Annotated in this window: 1 protein-coding gene; it reads left to right on the top strand. The window is 36.0% G+C overall.

Features of this window, described 5'->3' with window-relative positions:
- Positions 1–1,925, top strand: a 1,925-nt coding sequence (locus AC1DTM_RS24440) for an SbcC/MukB-like Walker B domain-containing protein (protein ID WP_477001100.1), incomplete at both ends; no start/stop codon positions are given.

Genomic DNA, 1,925 nt, shown 5'->3' with positions numbered 1-1,925 from the left:
AGAGTTACAACCAATTATTGCATCATTAGCTGAGAAAAAGTTAAATTTGCAAAATGCTGAGATTCAAATAGGAAAATTAAAAGAAGGTATGCAAAAGTTAGATGAGCAACTAGAAGCGCATACAAATGAAAAACAAAGAATGTCTGGCGAATTACAGCAATTAGAAGTAGCGCTTGAACAATATGTAGCTAAAGTAGAAGAACTAACGAATATGCGAGAAGATGCAAAAGTATTAAAGCAGGCATATGATGTATGGCAAGAAAAACAAAAATACGAGCAAGAAAAAGAAATTGCATTTCATAAGATGCAACTGGCAGTTAGTGCGTATGAAGATATGGAACGCCGCTGGTTAAGTGAGCAAGCTGGTATATTAGCTCTTCATTTACATGATGGTGAATCTTGTCCAGTATGTGGTAGTATGGATCACCCGAAAAAAGCTACAGAGCAAAGTAATGCCATTGATGAAAAAGAGTTAAATGGGCTAAGAGAAAAGAAAAACGTTGCGGAAAAATCACATGTTCAATTAGAAGAAAAGTGGAATTTCTATCGAGTTCAATATGAACAAGTGATAGAAGAAGTGCTAAAGCGAGGGTATCGTGCAGAAGAATTARTAGAAACATATAGGGCGCTCGTTCAAAAAGGAAAGCAATTAGCAGCAGATGTTAATGCGTTAAAAGCAAGTGAAGAAACGCGTAAGCAAATTGCTGTGAATATAAAAAGCGTAGAAGAAAAAGTAGAAGAACTCCAGAAACAAAAGCGTGAAGTAGAAACAATGCAGCACCGTACTGAAATGGAGTGTATGCAGCTTCGTACGTCATATGAACATGATAAGCAAAATATTCCGGAAAGCTTGCAAACGGTACAAGCTTGGAAAGTACAGTTTGACCAAGCTCTGCAAGAACTCAGGTTCATGGAAGATGAATGGGAGAAAGTACAAGAAGCGTATCAACATTGGCAAAATGAAAATATACGTATTCAAGCAGAACATGATAGTGCTTCTAATCAATTTAATGGTGCAAAAGAGAAGAAAGAAGAGACTTTCACACGCTTTATGAAAGAGCTAGAACAAAGCGGATTTACAGATCAATTAACATATACAGGATCCAAATTAAATGATGCTGAGATGGATAAGTTACAACAAGAAATCCGAAGTTATTACTCATCTCTAGAAGTACTTACAAAACAAATTGAAGAATTAAAGGCAGAATTAAAAGATAAAGAGTATATGGACATTTCTTCATTAGATGAGCAAGTGAAAGAATTGGAAATTCACCTTGATATTATTAAAGAAAAACGACAACGTGCTCAAAATGCCGTATCATATATTACGGATTTACATGAAAATATTAAACGAATTGATGAACAAATTCATGAGGAAGAAAAAGCATTCCAAGAACTTGTTGATTTATATGAAGTAATGAAAGGGGATAACGATAGTCGTATATCCTTTGAACGTTACATCTTAATTGAGTATTTAGAACAAATTGTTCAAATTGCGAACGAACGACTACGTAAATTATCAAATGGACAATTTTATTTAAAACGAAGCGAACGAGTTGAAAAGAGGAATCGACAAAGTGGATTAGGCTTAGATGTATACGATGCATATACAGGTCAAACCCGAGATGTAAAAACATTATCTGGCGGTGAAAAATTTAACGCATCACTTTGCTTAGCACTTGGAATGGCAGATGTAATTCAAGCGTATGAGGGTGGTATTTCCATCGAAACGATGTTTATCGATGAAGGATTCGGCTCATTAGATGAAGAGTCATTAACGAAAGCAGTTGACGCCCTAATCGACTTGCAAAAATCAGGCCGATTTATCGGCGTAATTTCACACGTTCAAGAACTGAAAAACGCAATGCCAGCTGTATTAGAAGTAACGAAGCAGAAGGATGGCTGTAGTCAGACGCGGTTTGTGG

The sequence above is a fragment of the Bacillus sp. P4_D3 genome (assembly GCF_056401855.1).
Note: the sequence above shows the minus strand (reverse complement) of the source record. Positions and strands in the feature narration are given on the sequence as shown.